We start from the raw sequence: 17,196 nt of genomic DNA, 5'->3' as shown, positions 1-17,196 counted from the left end.
CCGGCTGCCCGGCACCCCCGCGCAGGTGCTGCGCCGCCGACGAACCGCCCGGGTGCTGCTCACCGGCACCGGCGCGCTCGGTGCGGCGCTGGCCGTGGCGCTGGCCCAGTCCGGCGTCGGGCAGGTGGTCCCGCACCTCACCGGCCCGGTACGTCCCGTCGACCTGGTCGGCACCGGCATCACGGCCGCCGAGCTGGGCCGTCCGCTGGCCCCGGCGGTACGGGCCGCGGTCGATCGGGTCGCACCGGGCACCGGCACCCGCCCGGGCCGCGCCACCCGCGTCGACCTGGTGATCCAGTTGGGCGCCGACCGTCCTCCCGCGCTGCTCGCCGCCGGTCTCGCCCAGCGCCGTCAGCCGCACCTGCTGGTCACCCTGCGCGAGGGCGTACCGGTCGTCGGGCCGCTGGTGCGACCACCTGCCGGGCCCTGCCTGCACTGCGTCGAGCTGCACCGGGCCGACCGCGACCCGGCCTGGCCTCGGCTCGCTGCCCAACTCGCCTCCGCCGCGCCGGCCCCCGCCGGCGCGACCGGCACGCTCCTCGCGGCGACCGGGTACGCGCTCACCGAGGCGTTGGCGCAGCTCGACGGCGGTAGTCCGGAGACGCTCGGCGGCGCGATGGAGATCGTCGGCGCCGGCCGGTTCCGTCGCCGGGGCTGGCCTCCACATCCAGCGTGCGGGTGCTCAGAGCGCCGGGTGTGTGCACCAGCCCGGCCGCACGGCAGCAGCGGGGCCCTCCGGTCGGTAACAATGACCGGGTGACCGACATCCCGCGCCGGGCCGTGTCCCGGACCGCCAAGCTCGCCGCTCTGCCGCTCGGCTTCGCCGGCCGGACCGTCCTCGGCATGGGAAAGCGTGTCACCGGGCTCGCCTCCGACGTGATCTCCGCGGAGATCCAGCAGCGCACCGCCGAGCAGCTCTTCAGCGTCCTGGGCCAGCTCAAAGGCGGTGCGATGAAGTTCGGTCAGGCGCTGTCGGTCTTCGAGGCGGCCCTTCCGGAGGAGATCGCCGCGCCGTACCGCCAGGCGTTGACCAAGCTCCAGGAGGCGGCGCCGCCACTGCCGGCCGCCAACGTGCACAAGGTGCTGGCCGAGCAGCTCGGCCCGAACTGGCGGGACCGGTTCGTCGAGTTCAACGACACCCCGGCCGCCGCGGCCAGCATCGGCCAGGTGCACCGGGCGCGGTGGCGGGAACCGGGCAACGACGCCTCGGGGGCGCCGAACAGCCGCGACGTGGCTGTCAAGATCCAGTATCCGGGCGCCGGCGACGCGCTGCTCGCCGACCTCAAGCAGCTCTCCCGGCTGGGTGGCATGTTCCGGGCCATCCAGCCCGGTCTGGACGTCAAGCCGCTCCTGGTGGAACTCCGCGAACGGATCACCGAGGAGCTGGACTACGAGCTGGAGGCCGAGTCACAGCGCGCCTTCGCGGCCGCGTACGCCGACGACCCGGAGATCTACATCCCGGCGGTCGTCAACTCGGCGCCCCGGGTGCTGGTCACCGAGTGGGTGACGGGCACGCCGCTGGCCGACATCATCCGGGAGGGCACCGAGGAGCAGCGGGACGAGGCGGGTCGGCTGATGGCCACCCTGCACCTCTCCGCGCCGCAGCGGGCCGGGCTGCTGCACGCCGACCCGCACCCGGGCAATTTCCGGCTGCTGCCCGACGGCCGGCTCGGGGTGATCGACTTCGGCGCGGTGGCCCGGATGCCGGACGGCACGCCGGAGCCGATCGGCCGCATCGCCGCGCTCGCCCTGCGCAACGACGCCGCCGGGGTGGTGGCGGGACTGCGGTCGGAGGGCTTCATCGGCGCCACCGACGACATCGACGCCGAAGGGGTGCTCGACTTCATCCGCCCGATGCTGGAGCCCATCGCCACCGACGGCTTCCGCTTCACCCGAGCGTGGCTGCGCGGTGAGGCGGCCCGACTGGCCAGCCCCCGCTCCCCCACGTACCAGCTGAGCCGGCAACTCAACCTGCCGCCGTCGTACCTGCTCATCCACCGGGTGACGCTCGGATCGATCGGGGTGCTCTGCCAGTTGGAGGCGAAGGCCCCGTACCGGAGCATCCTGGAACGCTGGTTGCCCGGCTTCGCCCCGGTCGCCTGAGCACGTCGGCCTCAGCACGTCGGCCTCAGCACGCAGGAAGGGCGGGTGCCGGTCGGCACCGCCCTTCCTCATCGGGTTGGTACTAGAGAACGCCCAGGTCGCGCGCCGACTGGTTACGGCTGTTCATGGCGACGGTACGGGCGGATCGGGTTGCCTCAGTGCTCGTGGTGGTACGACCGGCCTGAGGCCGGCGCATTCGAGCCCGGGACAACGCTTCGTGGAGTAGTTGCATCTCGAAGGCTCCAGTCGGGACGTTCAGCATCGTCTTCTCACTCGCTGCCGGTGTGACACCGGCGTAGTTGGTACGGATCGGGAACATGTCAGGCTGCCAGCCGGACCGCGCCACGCACCTCGGACAGCCCACTGGCCGCCAGGCGCGCCTCGGCCTCGACCCGAAGCTCGGCGTCACGGGCGACGTCCTCCTTGCGCGGACGGCCACGGGGCCGCTTACGCGGGACGACCGCGCCACGCTCGAAGATCTCGCCGCCCCAGACACCCCACGGCTCCGCTCGCTCCACCGCCCCGGCCAGGCACTCGACGCGCAGCGGGCAGTCCCCGCAGAGCGACTTGGCCAGCTCGAGCTCGGCAGGCGAGTCGGAGAACCACAGGTCGGGGTCAAACTTCCGGCAGGGCAGGTTCGCCTCCATCTCGACGCTCAGGTCGAGGGGGGCCAACGCCAGACTCATCTCCCGGTCACCTCTCTCTCACTTCGATCTCGTGGATCGCATTCCGACGTACTTCGGCGGGGCAAAAAACTGAGGCCGCGGATCCCGGTAAGCGGGTTCCGCGGCCTCGAGGTGAGCCGGAGTCTGTTGGTCAGACCGGTCTACCTCGAGGTGGAACGCCGCGGACATTCGTGCGCTTCTTGGCGCCCTGGATGCCCATGCCCGTGAAGCCACTGGTCCCATCGACTCCGGTTGGCGCGACGGCCAGGATCAGCTCGGCCTGAACCTGGTGCACCTGCGGAACCGACGGTCGTGCGGCCGCGAGGGCCACCCGGACAGCCGACAGCGGAGCGTGGACAGACGGCATCGCCGCCAGACGCTCATAGGTGAAGATCTTCACGGGTGCCACCTCCCTCACGTTCCTCGAATCGACTGGACCAACCCCCGTGAGCAGCCGGAATGGCGCCGCTCGCGTGGTGTGTCCTGAGGCTATTCCTCGCGCCGGGGCGAGGGCAAACGAATTTACGACTGGATTTCGAAAGTTTTCTCCGGGCAGACGTCGTCCACCCCCGCGCCCGCCACGAGCGCCAGCACCGACTCCCCGTAGAGGCCCAACTTGCGCGGGCCGATGCCGGCGATGGCGATCAGCTCCTCCGGTCGGCCGGGGCGCCGCTCGGCCAGCGCGGTCAGCGTGGCGTCGGTGAAGACCACGTACGCCGGGACCTTCTGCGCCCCGGCCACCCGCTGCCGCCACTCACGCAGCCGTTCGTGCAGCTCATCGTCGATGTCGGACGGGCAGGTGGGGCATCGACCCAGCTTGCGGTCCGGACCGGCGAGCAGCGTGGCGCCGCAGACCCGGCAGGACATGATCTGGGTCCGCCGCCGTTCGGGGCGGCGGGCCGGGCCGGTGCCGCCGACGGCCCGCTCGGTGCCGCCCGAGCGGTCCAGCTGCGGCAGGAACCGCGAGGGCCGCCGGGCCCGTCCGCCGGGCGAGCGCGCGGCGGCGTACGACAGCCAGAGCCACTGCCGGGCCCGGGTGATCCCGACGTAGAGCAGCCGGCGTTCCTCCTCGACCTGCTCGACGGTCTTGGCGTACGTGGTGGGCAGGGTGCCCTCGGCGAGGCCGACCAGGAAGACCGCGTCCCACTCCAGCCCCTTGGCCGAGTGCAGCGAGGCGAGCGTCACCCCGTCCACGGTCGGCACGTGCTGCTGGGCGGCGCGGTTGGCCAACTCCTCGGTGAAGTCGGTCAGGGTCACCGGGCGCTCCACCGCGGCGGCCTCGCCGATGGGCACCACCTCGGGGGTGGCCGCGTACTCCTCGGCGAGCTGGACCAGCGCGGCGAGTGCCTCCCAGCGCTCGCGGGCGGCACCGCCGGCCGGGGGCGCGTCCGGGGCCCACCCGACCGCGGTGAGCGCCTCGACGACGGCGACCGGCAGCGGCGTCTCCCCGGGGATCGAGCGGGTGGCGGAGCGCAGGGCGATCATCGCCTGGCGCACCTCGGCCCGCTCGAAGAAGCGCTCCGCGCCCTGCACCACGTACGGCACGGCGGCCTCGGTGAGTGCCTTCTCGTACGCCTCGGACTGCGCGTTGGTGCGGAACAGCACGGCGATCTCCTTCGCCGGCGTGCCCGCGTCGATGAGCGACCGGCAGCGGGCCGCGACGGCGTTCGCCTCGGCCGGCTCGTCGGTGAAGATCCGCAGATCGGGCTCGGGGCCGGGCGGGCGTTGACCGCTCAGCTCCAGCCGCAGCCGCGCCTCGGTGCCCCGGGCCTGGGAGATCACCGCGTTGGCCAGCCCGACCACCTGCGGGGTGGAGCGGTAGTCGCGGACCAGCCGGACCACTGTGGCGTTCCGGTGCCGGCGCGGGAAGTCGACCAGGTACGCCGAGGTGGCACCGGTGAACGAGTAGATCGTCTGGCTGGCGTCGCCGACCACGGTGAGGTCGGTGCGGCCGCCCAGCCAGGCGTCGAGCAGCCGCTGCTGGAGCGGGTTGACGTCCTGGTACTCGTCGACCACGAAGTGCCGGTACTGACCGCGGACCTGCTCGGCGACGTCCGGGTGCTCCTCGATGCCCCACACCGCGGCACGCAGCATGTCCTCGAAGTCGATCACGCCGTTGGAGCGCTTGAGCTGCTCGTACGCGGTGAACACGTCGGCCACCTTCGCCGGCTCGTGCGGCGTGTCCCGCAGTGCGCGGGCCGCCGCCACCACGTAGTCCCCCGGTTCGACAAGCGACGACTTCGCCCATTCGATCTCACCGGCCAGGTCCCGGGCGGCGGCCCGGTCGGTACGCAGGCCGACCCGGGCGGCGGCGAGGGTGACCAGCCGCACCTTGCTGTCCAACAGCTCGGGCATGGCCCGACCGGCCAGCAGCCGGGGAGCGAAGTACCGGACCTGGCGCAGCGCGGCCGCGTGGAACGTCCGCGCCTGCACGCCCTTCACTCCGAGCAGCGAGATCCGGTGTCGCATCTCGGCGGCGGCCCGGGCGGTGAAGGTGACCGCGAGCACGTGCCGGGGGGAGATCTCGCCGGAGAGCGCCCGGTGGGCGATCCGGGAGGTGATCGCGCGTGTCTTGCCGGTGCCGGCGCCGGCAAGGATGCAGACCGGGCCGGCGGGTGCGGTCACCGCGGAGCGTTGCTCCGGGTCCAGCCCGGCGAGCACCTGTTCCGACGCTGAGTGAACCACCACAACCAGGAATCATCTCAGCTCCTCCGGACGTTGCAGCGAACAGCCTCGGCTTGATCCGCAAGCCGGCGGTGAGGAGTTGGAGGATCCGACCATGCTGACGATGTATTCCACCCCCTGGTGCGGCTACTGCCACCGGCTGAAGTCGCAGCTCGACCGGGAGGGCATCGGGTACGAGGTGGTCGACATCGAGCAGGACCCGGAGGCCGCGGAGTTCGTGATGAGTGTCAACGGCGGTAACCAGACGGTGCCGACGCTGCGCTTCGCCGACGACAGCGCCCTGACCAACCCCTCGATCACCCAGGTCAAGCAGCACCTGGCGACCCTCACCGCCTGACCGGCCGGGTCATCCTCGACGAGCGGCCGTCCCATTCGGGGCGGCCGCTCGTCGTGTCCGGTATCCGTCAGGGCGGTGGTGGTCGACGGATGCCGGTGGCCACCGGCTCGTCGGCGTCCTCGGCCGGGCGTCGGGGCGCCGGCAGGGTGGGACGGGTCGGCGGTGTGGGTGGCCGGCCGCCCGCCGGCGCGCTCAGGTGCCGGCCGCGCCACAGGTAGCCGCCGGCGACGAGGGTGGCCGCCCCGACCAGCGCGAACAACACCCGGTAGTCCAGGAGGCCGACGAGCAGGGCGCCCGCGCCGATGGAGAACGCCTGCGGGCCGCTGATGACCGCCTGGGTGGCTGCGGCGACCCGGCCGACCAGCATGGGTGGGGTACGCCGCTGGATCAGGGTGTGCAGGCCCACCATGGTCAGCGGAAGCGACAGGCCGGCCAGCAGCACCGCCGCGAACCCGAGGCGGAGATCGGGGTACGCGAGCGCGAGCGCGGCGGGCCCGAAGAGGGCGACCCCGGTGGCCAGCGTGCCGACCTCACCGAGTCGGCGGACCAGCGCCGGCGAGCAGAGCCCGCCCAGCAGTCCACCCACGCCCTGCACGGTGACCAGCACGCCCACGAACGCGGCGTCGCGGTCCAGTCCCTGGTCGACGTAGGCGAAGATGAGCGACTCGCTGAAGCCCATCACCAGCGAGCCCAACCCGTACCCGAACAGGGCCCGGCGCAGGGCCGGTTCGCCGGCCAGGTGCCGCAGCCCGGCGCCCAGCTCGGCCGGCCAGCGCAGGCGCACCATCGGCGGCGGGGGCCGCGGGGTGGGCAGCGCGCGCACCACCGCCGCCGCGGTCAGGAAGCCGACCATGCCGATCCCGGCCAGGGCCCAACCGCCGACCGCCGCGTAGAGCGCCGCTCCGGCCAGCGGGCCGATCAGCCGCAGCCCCTGGCGTACGGTCTGCAGCACGCCGTTCGCCTCAGCCAGCAGCTCCACCGGCACCAGTTGCCGGATCAGCCCGCTGAGCGCCGCGCTGAGCGTGATGTACGACAGGCCGTACAGGGTGGCCACCAGGTAGACGAGCCAGACGTCGCCGGCGTCCCGGACGGTGAACAGCGGGGTGAGCAGCACCGCGGTGACCAGGTTCGCGGCCATGAAGAAGGGTCGGCGCGGGTAGCGGTCGACGAACCAGCCGATCAGGGGTGCCAGGGTCATCGGCGCGATGACGGCGAAGATCGTGGCGCCGGCGAGCCCGTCGGAGCCGGTGAGGTCCTTGACCCAGATGGCGAGCGCGAGCAGCAGGATCGACTCCGCGGTCATGCTGGCCAGCAGCCCGCCGAAGAGCAGGCGGAAGTCGGGTCGGCGCAGGACGGTGCGCATGGAATCCCTCCGGCGGGATGGCGCGCCCGGGGTTGGCGGGGTCGACGGGGCCGCGACCAGGGGTCCGTCGTGCTCCGGCGTACCCGTGGTCCATTTTTCGCAAGACACGCCCCCGCCGGAACCTCCGACGCCGGTCGCGCCGTCCATACTGACCGTGGGGGGCGAATTTCATACAGTTACCGTCGCGTCTGCGTCGGTCGACGGGAAAGAGGACACCGTGCCTCCTGCCGCACCCAGCCCGATCATGCGTCGTCGCCGGTTGGGCGTCGAGCTGCGCCGCCTGCGTGAGGCCGCAGGCCTGACCGGTGACCAGGTCATCGAGCGGATCGGTTGGGCCTCCGCGTCCAAACTGTCCCGACTGGAGAACGGCCGCAGCCGTCCGGACCCGCAGGACGTGGGCGTCCTGCTCGACCTCTACGGCGCCGACGCGGCGCTGCGCGAGGAGTTGCTCGGAATCACCGGCGCGGCCGGTGACATGCGGAACTGGCTGAAGAACTTCCCGGTGATGACGCTGCAGCAGCGCAGCTGGGCGGAGCTGGAGGCGGGCTGCGCCGAGATCTCCGAGTACAACCCGGTGCTGGTGCCCGGGCTGTTGCAGACCCCCGGGTACGCCCAGGTCCGGATCGTCTCGGCCCGTCAGGTTGGCGCGGGCGCGGGTGAACCGGAGCCCGGTGACGAGCCCGAGACCGAGGTGCAGGCGCGGTTGGCCCGCCAGTCGTTGCTGACCCGGGAGCACGACGCGCCGCGCTACACGGCCGTCCTGGAGGAGGCGGCCCTCGGCCGCCGGGCCGGGCCACCCGAGGTGCTGCACGAGCAGTTGCTCCAGCTCTGCGAGCTGGCCCTGTTGCCCAACGTGACGCTGCACGTGCTGCTCCGGGACACCCAGATCGGCGACTGGTACCTTCCGCCGACCGCGTTCTCCCTCTATCGGTTCGCCGATCCGCTCGATCCGGAGACGCTGGCCATCGAAGGTGGCTTCACCGACGTCATGTCGTCCGAGGCAATCACACTAAATCGCTATAAAGTGGTGTTCGAGTGGCTATGCACGGCGGCGCTTGACGCCTCGGACACCCTCTCCTGGCTGATCGAGGCGTCGGGACGGCTGACCGAGGTGTCGTCCCCATCCACAGTGGCGTTCGGACCGGCAACGGCGCCGACCCAACGCCGCCGGGCGGCGGAGCGACTGACGGACCGGTGATCCACGGGGGACCTCCGTCGGGGCGTGCGGCACCACTCGTCCCATCGGATCGCTTCACACCAGGAGCAGAACCATGAACAACATCCGCAACACGCCGTCCGTCTCCGCGCACTCGTTGGCAGACGCCCCGTGGCGTACCAGCACACGCAGCCAGACCTCGAACTGCGTCGAGGTCGCCCCGCTGGGCACCGGCCCGTCCGCGGTCGCGCTGCGCGACAGCAAGGACCGGGGCGGCCCGGTACTGCTGTTCAACCGGGCAGGCTGGCTCGGCTTCATCACCGGAGCGAAGAAGGGCCAGTTCGATCTGAACTGATCCGGTGACCGGGACGGGGCCGTCGGCGTTTCGCCGGCGGCCCCGTCGCCGTGCGCGCAGCCAACCCCGGTGAGCAGCCATCGGTTGATCGGACGACGCGCAAAAACCGATAGGCGCGTTTCAGTTGCTGGGACGAACACGCGGCGTAACATGACCCTCGAGTACGTGGAACTTCCACATTGGCTCATCCGTCGCGGTTCATCCGGAGACCCACATGCGGTTCCTGATCGTTCGCACCGACATCCGCGCCGTCGCCGACGGGGACATCGCCGCCGCCTGGGCGGACGGCCACCGCCTTCGCGACGAGACGACCCAGCCTGAGCCGCGCCGGCAGATCGTGCACGCCGAGGACCGGGACGCGGCGCTGCTGCTGGCCCGGGCGCTCGCCACGGTCGGCGCGGTACGCGCCGGCAAACAACGGGTCAAGGTTCTGCCGCTCAACGAGCCCCGACCCGCCTTCCGACACAGACCGGGCCGCACCGGCCCCTGACCCACCAGACGTCCGTCGTGGTCGGACCGGCACCCCCGCCGCGTTCCTCGCCTCCGACCACGACGGCCCGTGTTCCCGGCCCGTGACCGCCGCGGCAACGGCGGCCACGGGCCGGGACCGTGCTCACCGGTCGCCGTCCACCCAACCGTCCAGCCAGCGGTGGATGAGGAACAACGCGATCGACGACGGCGGCGGCAGGATCAGCCGGGCCCCGTCGCCCGTGTCCACGGTCCGCCCGGCCAGCGCCGCCCCGATCTCCTGGCGGGAGAACCACCGGGCGTACGCGATCTCCGACGGATCGACCTGGACCGGATCCGCCGGGTCGGCGGTGGCCAGGAAGCCCAGCATCAGCGAGCCGGGGAACGGCCACGCCTGGCTGCCCACGTACCCGACCCGCTCGACCCCGATGCCCACCTCCTCGCGGACCTCGCGCAGCACGGCGGCCTCCGCCGACTCCCCCGGCTCCACGTAGCCAGCCAGACACGAGTACCGCCGACCACCCGGGGTGCCCGGCCAGCCGGCGTTGTTGCCGAGCAGGCAGCGCCCGTCCGGGCCGTCGACCCCGTCGTGCACCAGCACGATCATCGCCGGATCGGTACGCGGCCAGATCCGCCCGCCGTTACGGTCCACCCGGGACCAACCAGCCTCGTCCATCGCCGTCGGCGCACCGGTGCTCGCCGAGTAGCCGTGCCGGGTGTGCCAGTTCACCAGCGCCAACGCGGTGGTGAAGATGCCGGCCTCCCGGTCGGCCAGCAGGTGCCCCACCTCGCGCAGGTTGACCGGCCGGGTGCCCGGCAACACCGGCAGCGGCGCGTCGACCGCGAAGACCGGCACCCCGTCCGGCTCGACACCGAGGAACATCGCCATCGACTCGGACCCGGCCGGCACGTCCGCCGCGCCGAACAGCACCAGCGCCGGAGGGGACGCGTCGGCGCGTGCCAGCGTCCGCCCGTCGTCGGTCGAGTCGAGCAGGAGCACCCGCGCCCGCAACCACGCCTCGGTCAGCCACTGCGAGTCACCCCGCCGGTGCGCGGCGCGGTCGAGCGTCGACCGGGCCAACGGTGGCGCCGTCTCCCCGCTCATGGTGCGACCTCTCCAGCGGATGTCACCGTTCGACTCACGGCTGCACCGACTCGGTACGGATCGTGGTCAGCGCGGCCAGGCCCGGGGCGACCCGCTCGGCGTCGCCGAGCACCACGACCGCGGCCCGGGCCGGCGCCAGGTAGCGGGCCGCCACCGCGGCGACGTCGTCGACGCTCGCCTTCGCCAACCTCGCCGCGTGCTCGGCGAGGAAGTCCAGACGCAGCCCGTTGCCGGCGTACGCGCTGGTGAGCGCGGCAAGCCCGGCCTGGGTGGACATGCCGAGCTGAAGGGTGCCGAGGGCGTACTGGCGGGCCTGTTCCAGTTCCTCGGGCTTCGGCGGCAGCGACGCCAGCCGGCCCAGCTCGTAGGTCGTCTCCAGCAACGCCGGGCCGGTGACCTCGGTGGCCACCTCGGCGGCGGCGACCAGCACCGACCCGGCCACCGAATGCTCGATCACCGAGTGCGGCCCGTACGTGTAGCCCTTGTCCTCGCGGATGTTCTCCACCCAGCGTGAGGAGAAATAGCCGCCGAAGATCAGGTTGGCCAGTTGCAGCGGGGCATGGTCGGGGTCGGTACGCGGCACGGCCGGCAACGCGACGCGCAGCGAGGACTGCACCGAACCGGGCCGGTCGACCAGCAGCAACGGCCCCGGCTCCAGCGGCGGTGTCGGCGGCAGCTCGGCGGTACGACCGGCGCCCGACCACCCGCCGAGCGCCCGCTCGGCCGCGTCCAGGGCCTTCTCCGGCTGCACGTCGCCGACCAGCACCAACTGCGCGCCGGTCGGGTGCACCCGATCGGCGTGCAGGGTGCGCAGCGCGGCCGGCCGGACCGCGCGGATCTGGCCGGGCTCCGGCGTCTGCGTCGCGTACGGGTGCCGGCCGTAGATCCGCTTCAGCAGCGCCTCGCGGGCCAGGTGCGCCGGCTGGCTCTGCGCCACCTGGATATGGTCGACCAGCCGGTCTCGTTCGGTGGTCACCTCGTCGGTCGGGTAGCTGGCGCCGGTCAGCACCTCGGCCAGCAGCTCCAGCATCCGGTCCAGGCCGGTGACCAGACCGGCGCCGGAGAGCATCAGCCGGTCCGGGTCGACGCCCGCGGCGAGCCCACCGCCCACCTTCTGCAACTCGGCGGCGATCTGCACGCTGGTCATCGACTCGGTGCCGGAGAGCATGGTCTGCGAGAGCATCGCGCCGCGGGCCAGGTTGGCCCGGCCGAACGGGATCCACAGACGCAGCTCGACCAGGGGTACGGCGGGCCGGCGTACCGCGATCACGGTGAGGCCGTTGCGAAGCGTGCGTTCGACCTGCTTGGGCACCTTGAGCTTGCGGGTGGGACCGAGCGGAGGCAGCGTACGCGGTCCGGTCGGGACGGTGGTCGTCATCGGGCACCTCCGGCGATGACCTCGATCGCGGCGCGGCGCTCCGGGCGCAGGGTGGCCGCGGCTGCCTGGACCTGCTCCTCGGTGACCTCGCCGACCAGCCTCGGTAGGTCGTTGAGCAGGCCCGGCTCGCCGCGTTGCTGTTCCAGTACGGCCATTCGCAGCGCCCGGCCGAGCACCGCGTCGGTTTCGCGCAGCAGGTGGGTCGCCATCCGGGCCTGGGTACGGGCCAGCTCGCCGTCGGTCAGGCCGTCGGTGGCCAGTCGGTCGAGTTCCTCGTCGACGGTGCGCAGCACCTTGTCCACGTCGCCGCCGGGCGGCAGGTGCGCCTGGAGCAGCAGCGCGGTGGGGTCCCGCACGTCGAACGGGTCACCCATGAAACCGAGGTAACCGCTGAGGCTGGTCACCGAGCGGTCGCGCTGGACGAGCCGTTCGACGAGCCGCGACGCGTCGCCGTCGGTGAGCACCTCGGCGAGCACCACGTACGCCAGGTAGCCGGTGAAGTCGGTGGTCGGGTCCGGCACCCGCCAGGCCCCGGCCACCGCCGGCAGCGGTGCGAGCTTGTCGGTGTACGAGGTGCGCCGCTCGGCGGTCAGGTCGGGCTCGGTGAAGTCAGGTCGTTTCGGCGCGGGGCGGGCCGGCACGTCGCCGAAGTGTCGGGTGACCAGCTCGGTGGCCTCGGCCACGTCGATGTCGCCGCTGACGGCGAGGACCGCGTTGCCGCTGGCGTAGTAGCGGCGGAAGAAGTCGGCGGCGTCGGCGACGGTCGCCGATTCCAGGTCGTCGAAGGAGCCGTAGCCGTCGTGCGCGTTGGGGAAGGTGTCGAAGATGACCGGCGGCAGGGTGAGCCAGGGAAAACCGCCGTACGGCCGGTTGAGCACGTTGACCCGGATCTCCTCCTTGACCACGTCGACCTGGTTGCGCAGGTTCTCCTCGGTCAGTCGGGGTCCGCGCATCCGGTCGGCCTCCAGGAACAGCGCGCGTTCCAGCGCGTTGCTCGGCAGCGTCTCGAAGTAGTCGGTGTAGTCCAGGTGGGTGGAGCCGTTGAAGGTCCCGCCGGCGCCCTGTACGTGCCGGAAGTGGGCCAGCTTCTCCAGGTTCTCCGAGCCCTGGAACATCAGGTGCTCGAAGAGGTGGGCGAAGCCGGTGCGCCCCTCCGGCTCGGAGCGGATGCCGACGTCGTAGACGACCGCCACCCCGATCACCGGGGCACTGCGATCGGGGGTGAGCACCACCCGCAGGCCGTTGTCGAGGGTGAACCGCTCGACCGGGTACTTCGTCGCTGGAATTCTGGATCTCCGCGCCGCCACGGGACTGACCCTAGCGCGTCGGCACTCGCGCCACCGGCGTCCTCCGCGGAGCAGGCACCACCGGATTGGTCACCAGCGGCAGTACCTCCGCCCGACCCGCTCCGCCTGCTCGCGGTGGGGCCAGCCGGAGAGGACGAACCCGTCGACGCCGAGCGCGGCGTACTCGTCGATGCGGCCGCGCCCTCGGCGTAGCTGCCGACGAGCGCGGCGCCGGTGCCCTCGCGCACAGGTGGGCGGTGGCTCGGCCAGCGGCGTGGCCAGGCCACCACCGTCGACGCGGTAGTGCGTGCCGGAATCACCTCTCAACCGGTCACCGAGCGTCGGTTGTCCTAGCAACACGGTAGGAAATACCGACATAACTGAGACGCGCCGTCCCGGCATGTGGATGGCGCTTGACGCTGGTCGCAGGCTGACCGACTCTTCCTACCAACTAAGTAGGAATACTGCGGATTGGATGGACGATGAGTCGGCTCCCTCTGCGCCGGTTGGTCACCCTGGCCACTCTCGCCGCCCTCGGCGCGGCAACCCTGGGCAGCACCGCCGCGTGCGGCGACGACAGCGAGGGCGCGGGCGGCAGCTCCGGCCCGGTGACGCTGCGCCTCGGATACTTCCCCAACATCACCCACGCTCCGGCCGTCGTCGGTGTCGAGAAGGGCATCTTCGCCGACAAGCTCGGCACCAACGTGAAGCTGGACCCGAAGACCTTCAACGCCGGCCCGGCCGCCATCGAGGCCGTCTTCTCCGGTGCGCTGGACGCCACCTACATCGGCCCGAACCCGACCGTGAACGCGTTCTCCAAGTCCAACGGCGAGGCGGTCCGGGTGATCTCCGGCGCGGCGTCCGGCGGCGTGGCCCTGGTGGTCAAGCCGGGCATCAACGCCCCGCAGGACCTGAAGGGCAAGAAGGTCGCCACTCCGCAGCTGGGCAACACCCAGGACGTGGCGATTCGCTACTGGCTCAAGCAGCAGGGACTCACCACCAACAAGGAGGGTGGCGGCGACGTCAAGATCGTCCCGCAGGAGAACGCCCAGACCGTGGAGACGTTCAACAGCGGTGCGATCGACGGCGCCTGGGTGCCCGAGCCGTTCGTGTCCCGCCTGGTCAACGCCGGCGGCAAGGTGCTCGTCGACGAACGCGACCTGTGGCCGGACCGGAAGTTCGTCATCACCAACCTGCTGGTCAGCACGAAGTTCCTCAAGGCGCACCCGGACGTGGTACAGAAGCTGGTCGACGGCCAGGTGGCCGCGAACGAGTTCGTCAACAGCAAGCCCGACGAGGCCCAGCAGGCGATCTCCGACGCGATCGGCAAAATCACCGGCAAGCCGCTGGACCTGAAGCTGATCAAGCAGGCGTGGCCGACGTTGGAGTTCACCAACGACCCGATCCCCACCTCGCTCAAGGCCGGCCTCGACCACGCCGTCGAGGTGGGTCTGACCGAACCGGTCGACCTCAGGGGCCTGTACGACCTCACGTACCTCAACACCGCGCTCAAGGCGGCCGGCAAGCCCGAGGTCACCCAGCCATGACGTCGACCACGACGACGCCGCAGAGCACCACCACCGCGGTCGCGCTCGCCGGCGTGACCAAGGTGTACGGACGCGGAGCGAACGCCGTACTGGCCTTGGACGGGGTGTCCCTGGACGTCGCGCCGGGCGAGTTCGTCTGCCTGGTCGGCGCCTCCGGCTGCGGCAAGAGCACCCTGCTCAACCTGGTCGCCGGGCTGGACCGGCCCAGCGGCGGACAGATCGGCCTGGCCGGCGGCGCCAACCCCGGGCTGATGTTCCAGGAGCCGGCGCTGTTTCCCTGGCTGACCGTCGAGGCGAACGTGGAGGTCCCGCTCAAGCTACGCGGACTCCCCCGGGCCGAACGGCGTGAACGGGTCGCCGAGCTGCTGCGCACGGTGCACCTGGGCGAGTTCGGCCGCAAACGCCCGCACGAACTCTCCGGCGGGATGCGGCAGCGGGTCGCGCTCGCCCGCACCCTGGCCCTCGACACCCCGGTGCTGCTGATGGACGAGCCGTTCGGCGCGCTGGACGCGATGACCCGCGACATCCTCCACGACGAGCTGGAACGGATCTGGTCCGAGCGCAAACTCTCGGTGCTCTTCGTCACCCACAACGTCCGCGAGGCCGCCCGGCTGGCCGACCGGATCATCCTGCTCTCCAGCCGCCCCGGCCGGATCATCTACTCCGCCGAGGTGGACATCCCACGCCCGCGACGGATCGACTCCCCCGAGGTCGCCGCCATCGCCGCCGAGGTCACCGAGCGGCTCCGTACGGAGGTGGGCCGCCATGGCCAGTGACACCCTCACCAGCTCGACGCGTACCGACGCGCAGATCTCCGGCCTCGACGCCCTGGAGATCGCCGGCCGGGACAAGGAGGTCTCCCGGGGCGCCCGGATCTGGGCCGGCACCTGGCCCAAACTCGCCGCGCTGGCCATCGCGATCGCCGCCTGGCAGCTGGTCGTCTGGTCGGGTTGGAAACCGCCGTACTCGCTGCCGGGGCCGCTGGAGGTCGGCCGCGAGCTGGTGGGCCAGGCCCAGGGTCCGCAGCTGTGGGAGGGTCTGCTCACCACGCTGCGCCGAGCCGCCGTCGGATACGTCTTCTCCGTCGCGGTCGGCCTGCTGCTGGGCCTCGCGGTGGCCCGGTCGACGGTGCTCCGGGCCGCCATCGGCTCGATGATCACCGCGTTGCAGACCATGCCGTCGATCGCCTGGTTCCCGCTGGCCATCCTGCTGTTCGAGCTGAGCGAGAAGGCGATCTTCTTCGTGGTGGTGCTCGGCGCGGCACCGTCCATCGCCAACGGGGTGATCTCCGGTGTGGACTACGTTCCACCGCTGCTGTTGCGCGCCGGACGCAACCTGGGCGCCCGAGGGCTCAACCTCTACCGGTACGTCATCGCACCGGCCGCCCTCCCCGCGATCGTCGCCGGGCTCAAGCAGGGCTGGGCGTTCTCCTGGCGCAGCCTGATGGCCGGTGAGCTGATCGTGGTCGGCATCTCGCAGACCTCGCTCGGCGCGCAACTCACCTACTCCCGCGAACTGTCCGACGCGCCCTGGCTGCTCTCCACCATGATCGTCATCCTGGTGCTCGGCCTCGTCGTCGACGCCGCGTTCGGCGCGGCCGACAAGGCGATCCGGCGCCGCTGGGGCGTACTGGACCAGGCTGGTCAGTGACGTGTACGTCTCCGCGCGCAGCGACTATGCGCTCCGGGCCATGCTCGCCGTCGCCGCCGGTGGCGGCGAGGACGGTGGCGGCGAGTTGGTGAAGGCGGCCAGCCTGGCCGAGGTGCAGGAGATCCCGCTCAGCTTCCTCCAGGGCATCCTGCTCGACCTGCGCCGGGCCGGCCTGCTGCACAGCCACCGCGGCGCCGAGGGTGGGTACGCGTTGACCCGACCAGCCGCGGAGATCACGGTCGGGGACGTGCTGCGCGCGGTCGGCGGCTCGCTCACCACCGTGCGCGGCCTGCCGGCCGAGCGGGCCGGCTACCACGGGGTCGCCGCCGGGCTCACCGACGTCTGGCTGGCGGTGCACGGAGCGATCGCCACGGTGGTCGACAGCACCAGCCTGACCGACCTGCTCACCCGCGATCCGACCGACCACGCCGGCAGCGTCTCGTGAACACCTGAGGCGGTGTGGTCGGGCCGGTGCCCCGCCGGCCCGACCACACCTCGTACCGATCCTGACCGGGCCTGCCCCTCCGTCGGCACCGGTCAGCCGGTCGCCGCTCAGCCCACGTGCGTGACCGTCGGGCCGGAGCCCGGGTCACCGGGACTGCGCAGCTCCACCAGACCGGCGGGAGCGTTGCCCGCCGGGGTGGCATGCCAGGGCGCGAAGGCCGCAACCATGGCGAGCAACAACCCGGCGAGTGCGACCGCGACCACCAGGATCAGTTCGCGCAGCGCCCCAGAGCCGGCCTTGCCCGCCATGGTCACCCCTCCCGTGCCGGGCCCCCCGCCCGGCTCCCCCGCTGGCCAGCTTCGACCACATGCCGCGCGGACGCAGTCGGCCAGCCGACCGAGGCAAGGCTGATTGCCGACCCAGAGGAGCCGGCCCGACCGTCGCGCCCGGCCGGACGCGACGGCGGATCCGGGCGATCCCGCAGACGAAACCGACCCGCCCAGCCGAAGCGGAGCGGGTCGGTCGCGTGCGCGGGAGATCAGACGGTGCGGGGGCGGCGCGGACGGCGGGACCGGCCCGACGCCCGGTGCGCCGGCCGAGCGCCACCGTCGGCGACCAAGCCACCGGAGGTGCGTACCCGACCAGCCGGCGCC

At 72.1% G+C, this 17,196-nt stretch carries 19 protein-coding genes; 10 read left to right on the top strand and 9 right to left on the bottom strand.

The genetic code is table 11. The annotated features are described in order from the left end of the window. Together JNW91_RS21425 and JNW91_RS21420 are read left to right on the top strand one after the other, a co-directional pair. Positions 1-760, top strand: a 760-nt coding sequence (locus tag JNW91_RS21425) for a TOMM precursor leader peptide-binding protein (protein ID WP_203177286.1), incomplete at its 5' end; no start/stop codon positions are given. After that, positions 757-2,103, top strand: coding sequence for an ABC1 kinase family protein (locus tag JNW91_RS21420; protein ID WP_203177285.1), 1,347 nt, complete (start codon positions 757-759; stop codon positions 2,101-2,103). The genes JNW91_RS21425 and JNW91_RS21420, both read left to right, overlap by 4 nt. A gap of 320 nt (positions 2,104-2,423) precedes the next feature. Here JNW91_RS21420 and JNW91_RS21415 read toward each other — a convergent pair whose 3' ends face one another. From JNW91_RS21415 to JNW91_RS21405, 3 genes are all read right to left on the bottom strand, one after another. Next, positions 2,424-2,789, bottom strand: coding sequence for a WhiB family transcriptional regulator (locus JNW91_RS21415; protein ID WP_203177284.1), 366 nt, complete (start codon positions 2,787-2,789; stop codon positions 2,424-2,426). A 130-nt stretch (positions 2,790-2,919) separates the two neighbouring features. Further along, positions 2,920-3,168, bottom strand: coding sequence for a hypothetical protein (locus tag JNW91_RS21410; RefSeq protein WP_203177283.1), 249 nt, complete (start codon positions 3,166-3,168; stop codon positions 2,920-2,922). 122 nt (positions 3,169-3,290) lie between these two features. Beyond that, positions 3,291-5,456 carry an ATP-dependent DNA helicase UvrD2 gene (locus JNW91_RS21405; protein WP_203177282.1) on the bottom strand — a complete coding sequence of 722 codons (2,166 nt, stop codon included), beginning with the start codon at positions 5,454-5,456 and terminating at the stop codon, positions 3,291-3,293. A 91-nt stretch (positions 5,457-5,547) separates the two neighbouring features. Here JNW91_RS21405 and JNW91_RS21400 point away from each other — a divergent pair, with 91 nt between their 5' ends. After that, positions 5,548-5,790, top strand: coding sequence for a mycoredoxin (locus tag JNW91_RS21400; protein WP_203177281.1), 243 nt, complete (start codon positions 5,548-5,550; stop codon positions 5,788-5,790). A gap of 67 nt (positions 5,791-5,857) precedes the next feature. Here JNW91_RS21400 and JNW91_RS21395 read toward each other — a convergent pair whose 3' ends face one another. Beyond that, complete coding sequence (locus JNW91_RS21395; RefSeq protein ID WP_203177280.1) at positions 5,858-7,300, bottom strand: MFS transporter; 1,443 nt, start codon at positions 7,298-7,300, stop codon at positions 5,858-5,860. 70 nt (positions 7,301-7,370) lie between these two features. On the opposite strand from JNW91_RS21395, the gene JNW91_RS21390 reads away from it, so the two are divergent. The 3 genes from JNW91_RS21390 (at position 7,371) to JNW91_RS21380 (ending at position 9,154) form a co-directional block, all read left to right on the top strand. Then, positions 7,371-8,351 (top strand): helix-turn-helix domain-containing protein, encoded by a 981-nt coding sequence (locus JNW91_RS21390; protein ID WP_203177279.1) that lies wholly within the window; start codon positions 7,371-7,373, stop codon positions 8,349-8,351. A 73-nt stretch (positions 8,352-8,424) separates the two neighbouring features. Continuing rightward, positions 8,425-8,664 (top strand): DUF397 domain-containing protein, encoded by a 240-nt coding sequence (locus JNW91_RS21385; protein ID WP_203177278.1) that lies wholly within the window; start codon positions 8,425-8,427, stop codon positions 8,662-8,664. A gap of 214 nt (positions 8,665-8,878) precedes the next feature. Continuing rightward, positions 8,879-9,154, top strand: coding sequence for a hypothetical protein (locus JNW91_RS21380; protein ID WP_203177277.1), 276 nt, complete (start codon positions 8,879-8,881; stop codon positions 9,152-9,154). A 123-nt stretch (positions 9,155-9,277) separates the two neighbouring features. On the opposite strand, the gene nudC is transcribed toward JNW91_RS21380, so the two are convergent. From nudC to JNW91_RS21360, 4 genes are all read right to left on the bottom strand, one after another. Then, complete coding sequence (gene nudC, locus JNW91_RS21375; RefSeq protein ID WP_203177276.1) at positions 9,278-10,237, bottom strand: NAD(+) diphosphatase; 960 nt, start codon at positions 10,235-10,237, stop codon at positions 9,278-9,280. Positions 10,238-10,271: 34 nt separating this feature from the next. After that, the gene (locus JNW91_RS21370) at positions 10,272-11,615 is read right to left on the bottom strand and encodes a M16 family metallopeptidase (RefSeq protein ID WP_203177275.1); all 1,344 of its coding nucleotides are present in this window, start codon (positions 11,613-11,615) and stop codon (positions 10,272-10,274) included. Then, positions 11,612-12,922: a M16 family metallopeptidase gene (locus tag JNW91_RS21365; protein ID WP_203177274.1), complete on the bottom strand. Its 1,311-nt coding sequence runs from the start codon at positions 12,920-12,922 to the stop codon at positions 11,612-11,614. The genes JNW91_RS21370 and JNW91_RS21365 overlap by 4 nt, the downstream gene beginning before the upstream one ends. Positions 12,923-12,991: 69 nt before the next feature. Then, on the bottom strand, positions 12,992-13,228 hold the full coding sequence (locus JNW91_RS21360; protein WP_203177273.1) for a hypothetical protein: 237 nt from the start codon (positions 13,226-13,228) through the stop codon (positions 12,992-12,994). A 155-nt stretch (positions 13,229-13,383) separates the two neighbouring features. Between JNW91_RS21360 and JNW91_RS21355 the strand changes: the two genes are divergently transcribed. Genes JNW91_RS21355 through JNW91_RS21340 form a run of 4 tightly spaced genes read left to right on the top strand, consistent with a single transcriptional unit; the run spans position 13,384 to position 16,543 of the window. After that, entirely contained in the window at positions 13,384-14,448 is a 1,065-nt protein-coding gene (locus JNW91_RS21355) for an ABC transporter substrate-binding protein (RefSeq protein WP_203177272.1), read from the top strand. Further along, on the top strand, positions 14,445-15,224 hold the full coding sequence (locus JNW91_RS21350) for an ABC transporter ATP-binding protein (RefSeq protein ID WP_203177271.1): 780 nt from the start codon (positions 14,445-14,447) through the stop codon (positions 15,222-15,224). Before JNW91_RS21355 ends, JNW91_RS21350 begins: the two co-directional genes overlap by 4 nt. Next, positions 15,214-16,098, top strand: a complete 885-nt coding sequence (locus JNW91_RS21345; RefSeq protein ID WP_203177270.1) for an ABC transporter permease — start codon at positions 15,214-15,216, stop codon at positions 16,096-16,098. Before JNW91_RS21350 ends, JNW91_RS21345 begins: the two co-directional genes overlap by 11 nt. A 1-nt stretch (position 16,099) precedes the next feature. Further along, entirely contained in the window at positions 16,100-16,543 is a 444-nt protein-coding gene (locus JNW91_RS21340; protein WP_203177269.1) for an RrF2 family transcriptional regulator, read from the top strand. A 107-nt stretch (positions 16,544-16,650) separates the two neighbouring features. Here the strand turns inward: JNW91_RS21340 and JNW91_RS21335 are convergent, their stop codons facing one another. Then, positions 16,651-16,851 (bottom strand): hypothetical protein, encoded by a 201-nt coding sequence (locus JNW91_RS21335; protein ID WP_203177268.1) that lies wholly within the window; start codon positions 16,849-16,851, stop codon positions 16,651-16,653. Between the last annotated feature and the right edge of the window lie 345 nt (positions 16,852-17,196).

It is taken from the genome of Micromonospora parastrephiae, from assembly GCF_016802865.1.
GTDB lineage: Bacteria > Actinomycetota > Actinomycetes > Mycobacteriales > Micromonosporaceae > Micromonospora > Micromonospora parastrephiae.
Note: the sequence above shows the minus strand (reverse complement) of the source record. Positions and strands in the feature narration are given on the sequence as shown.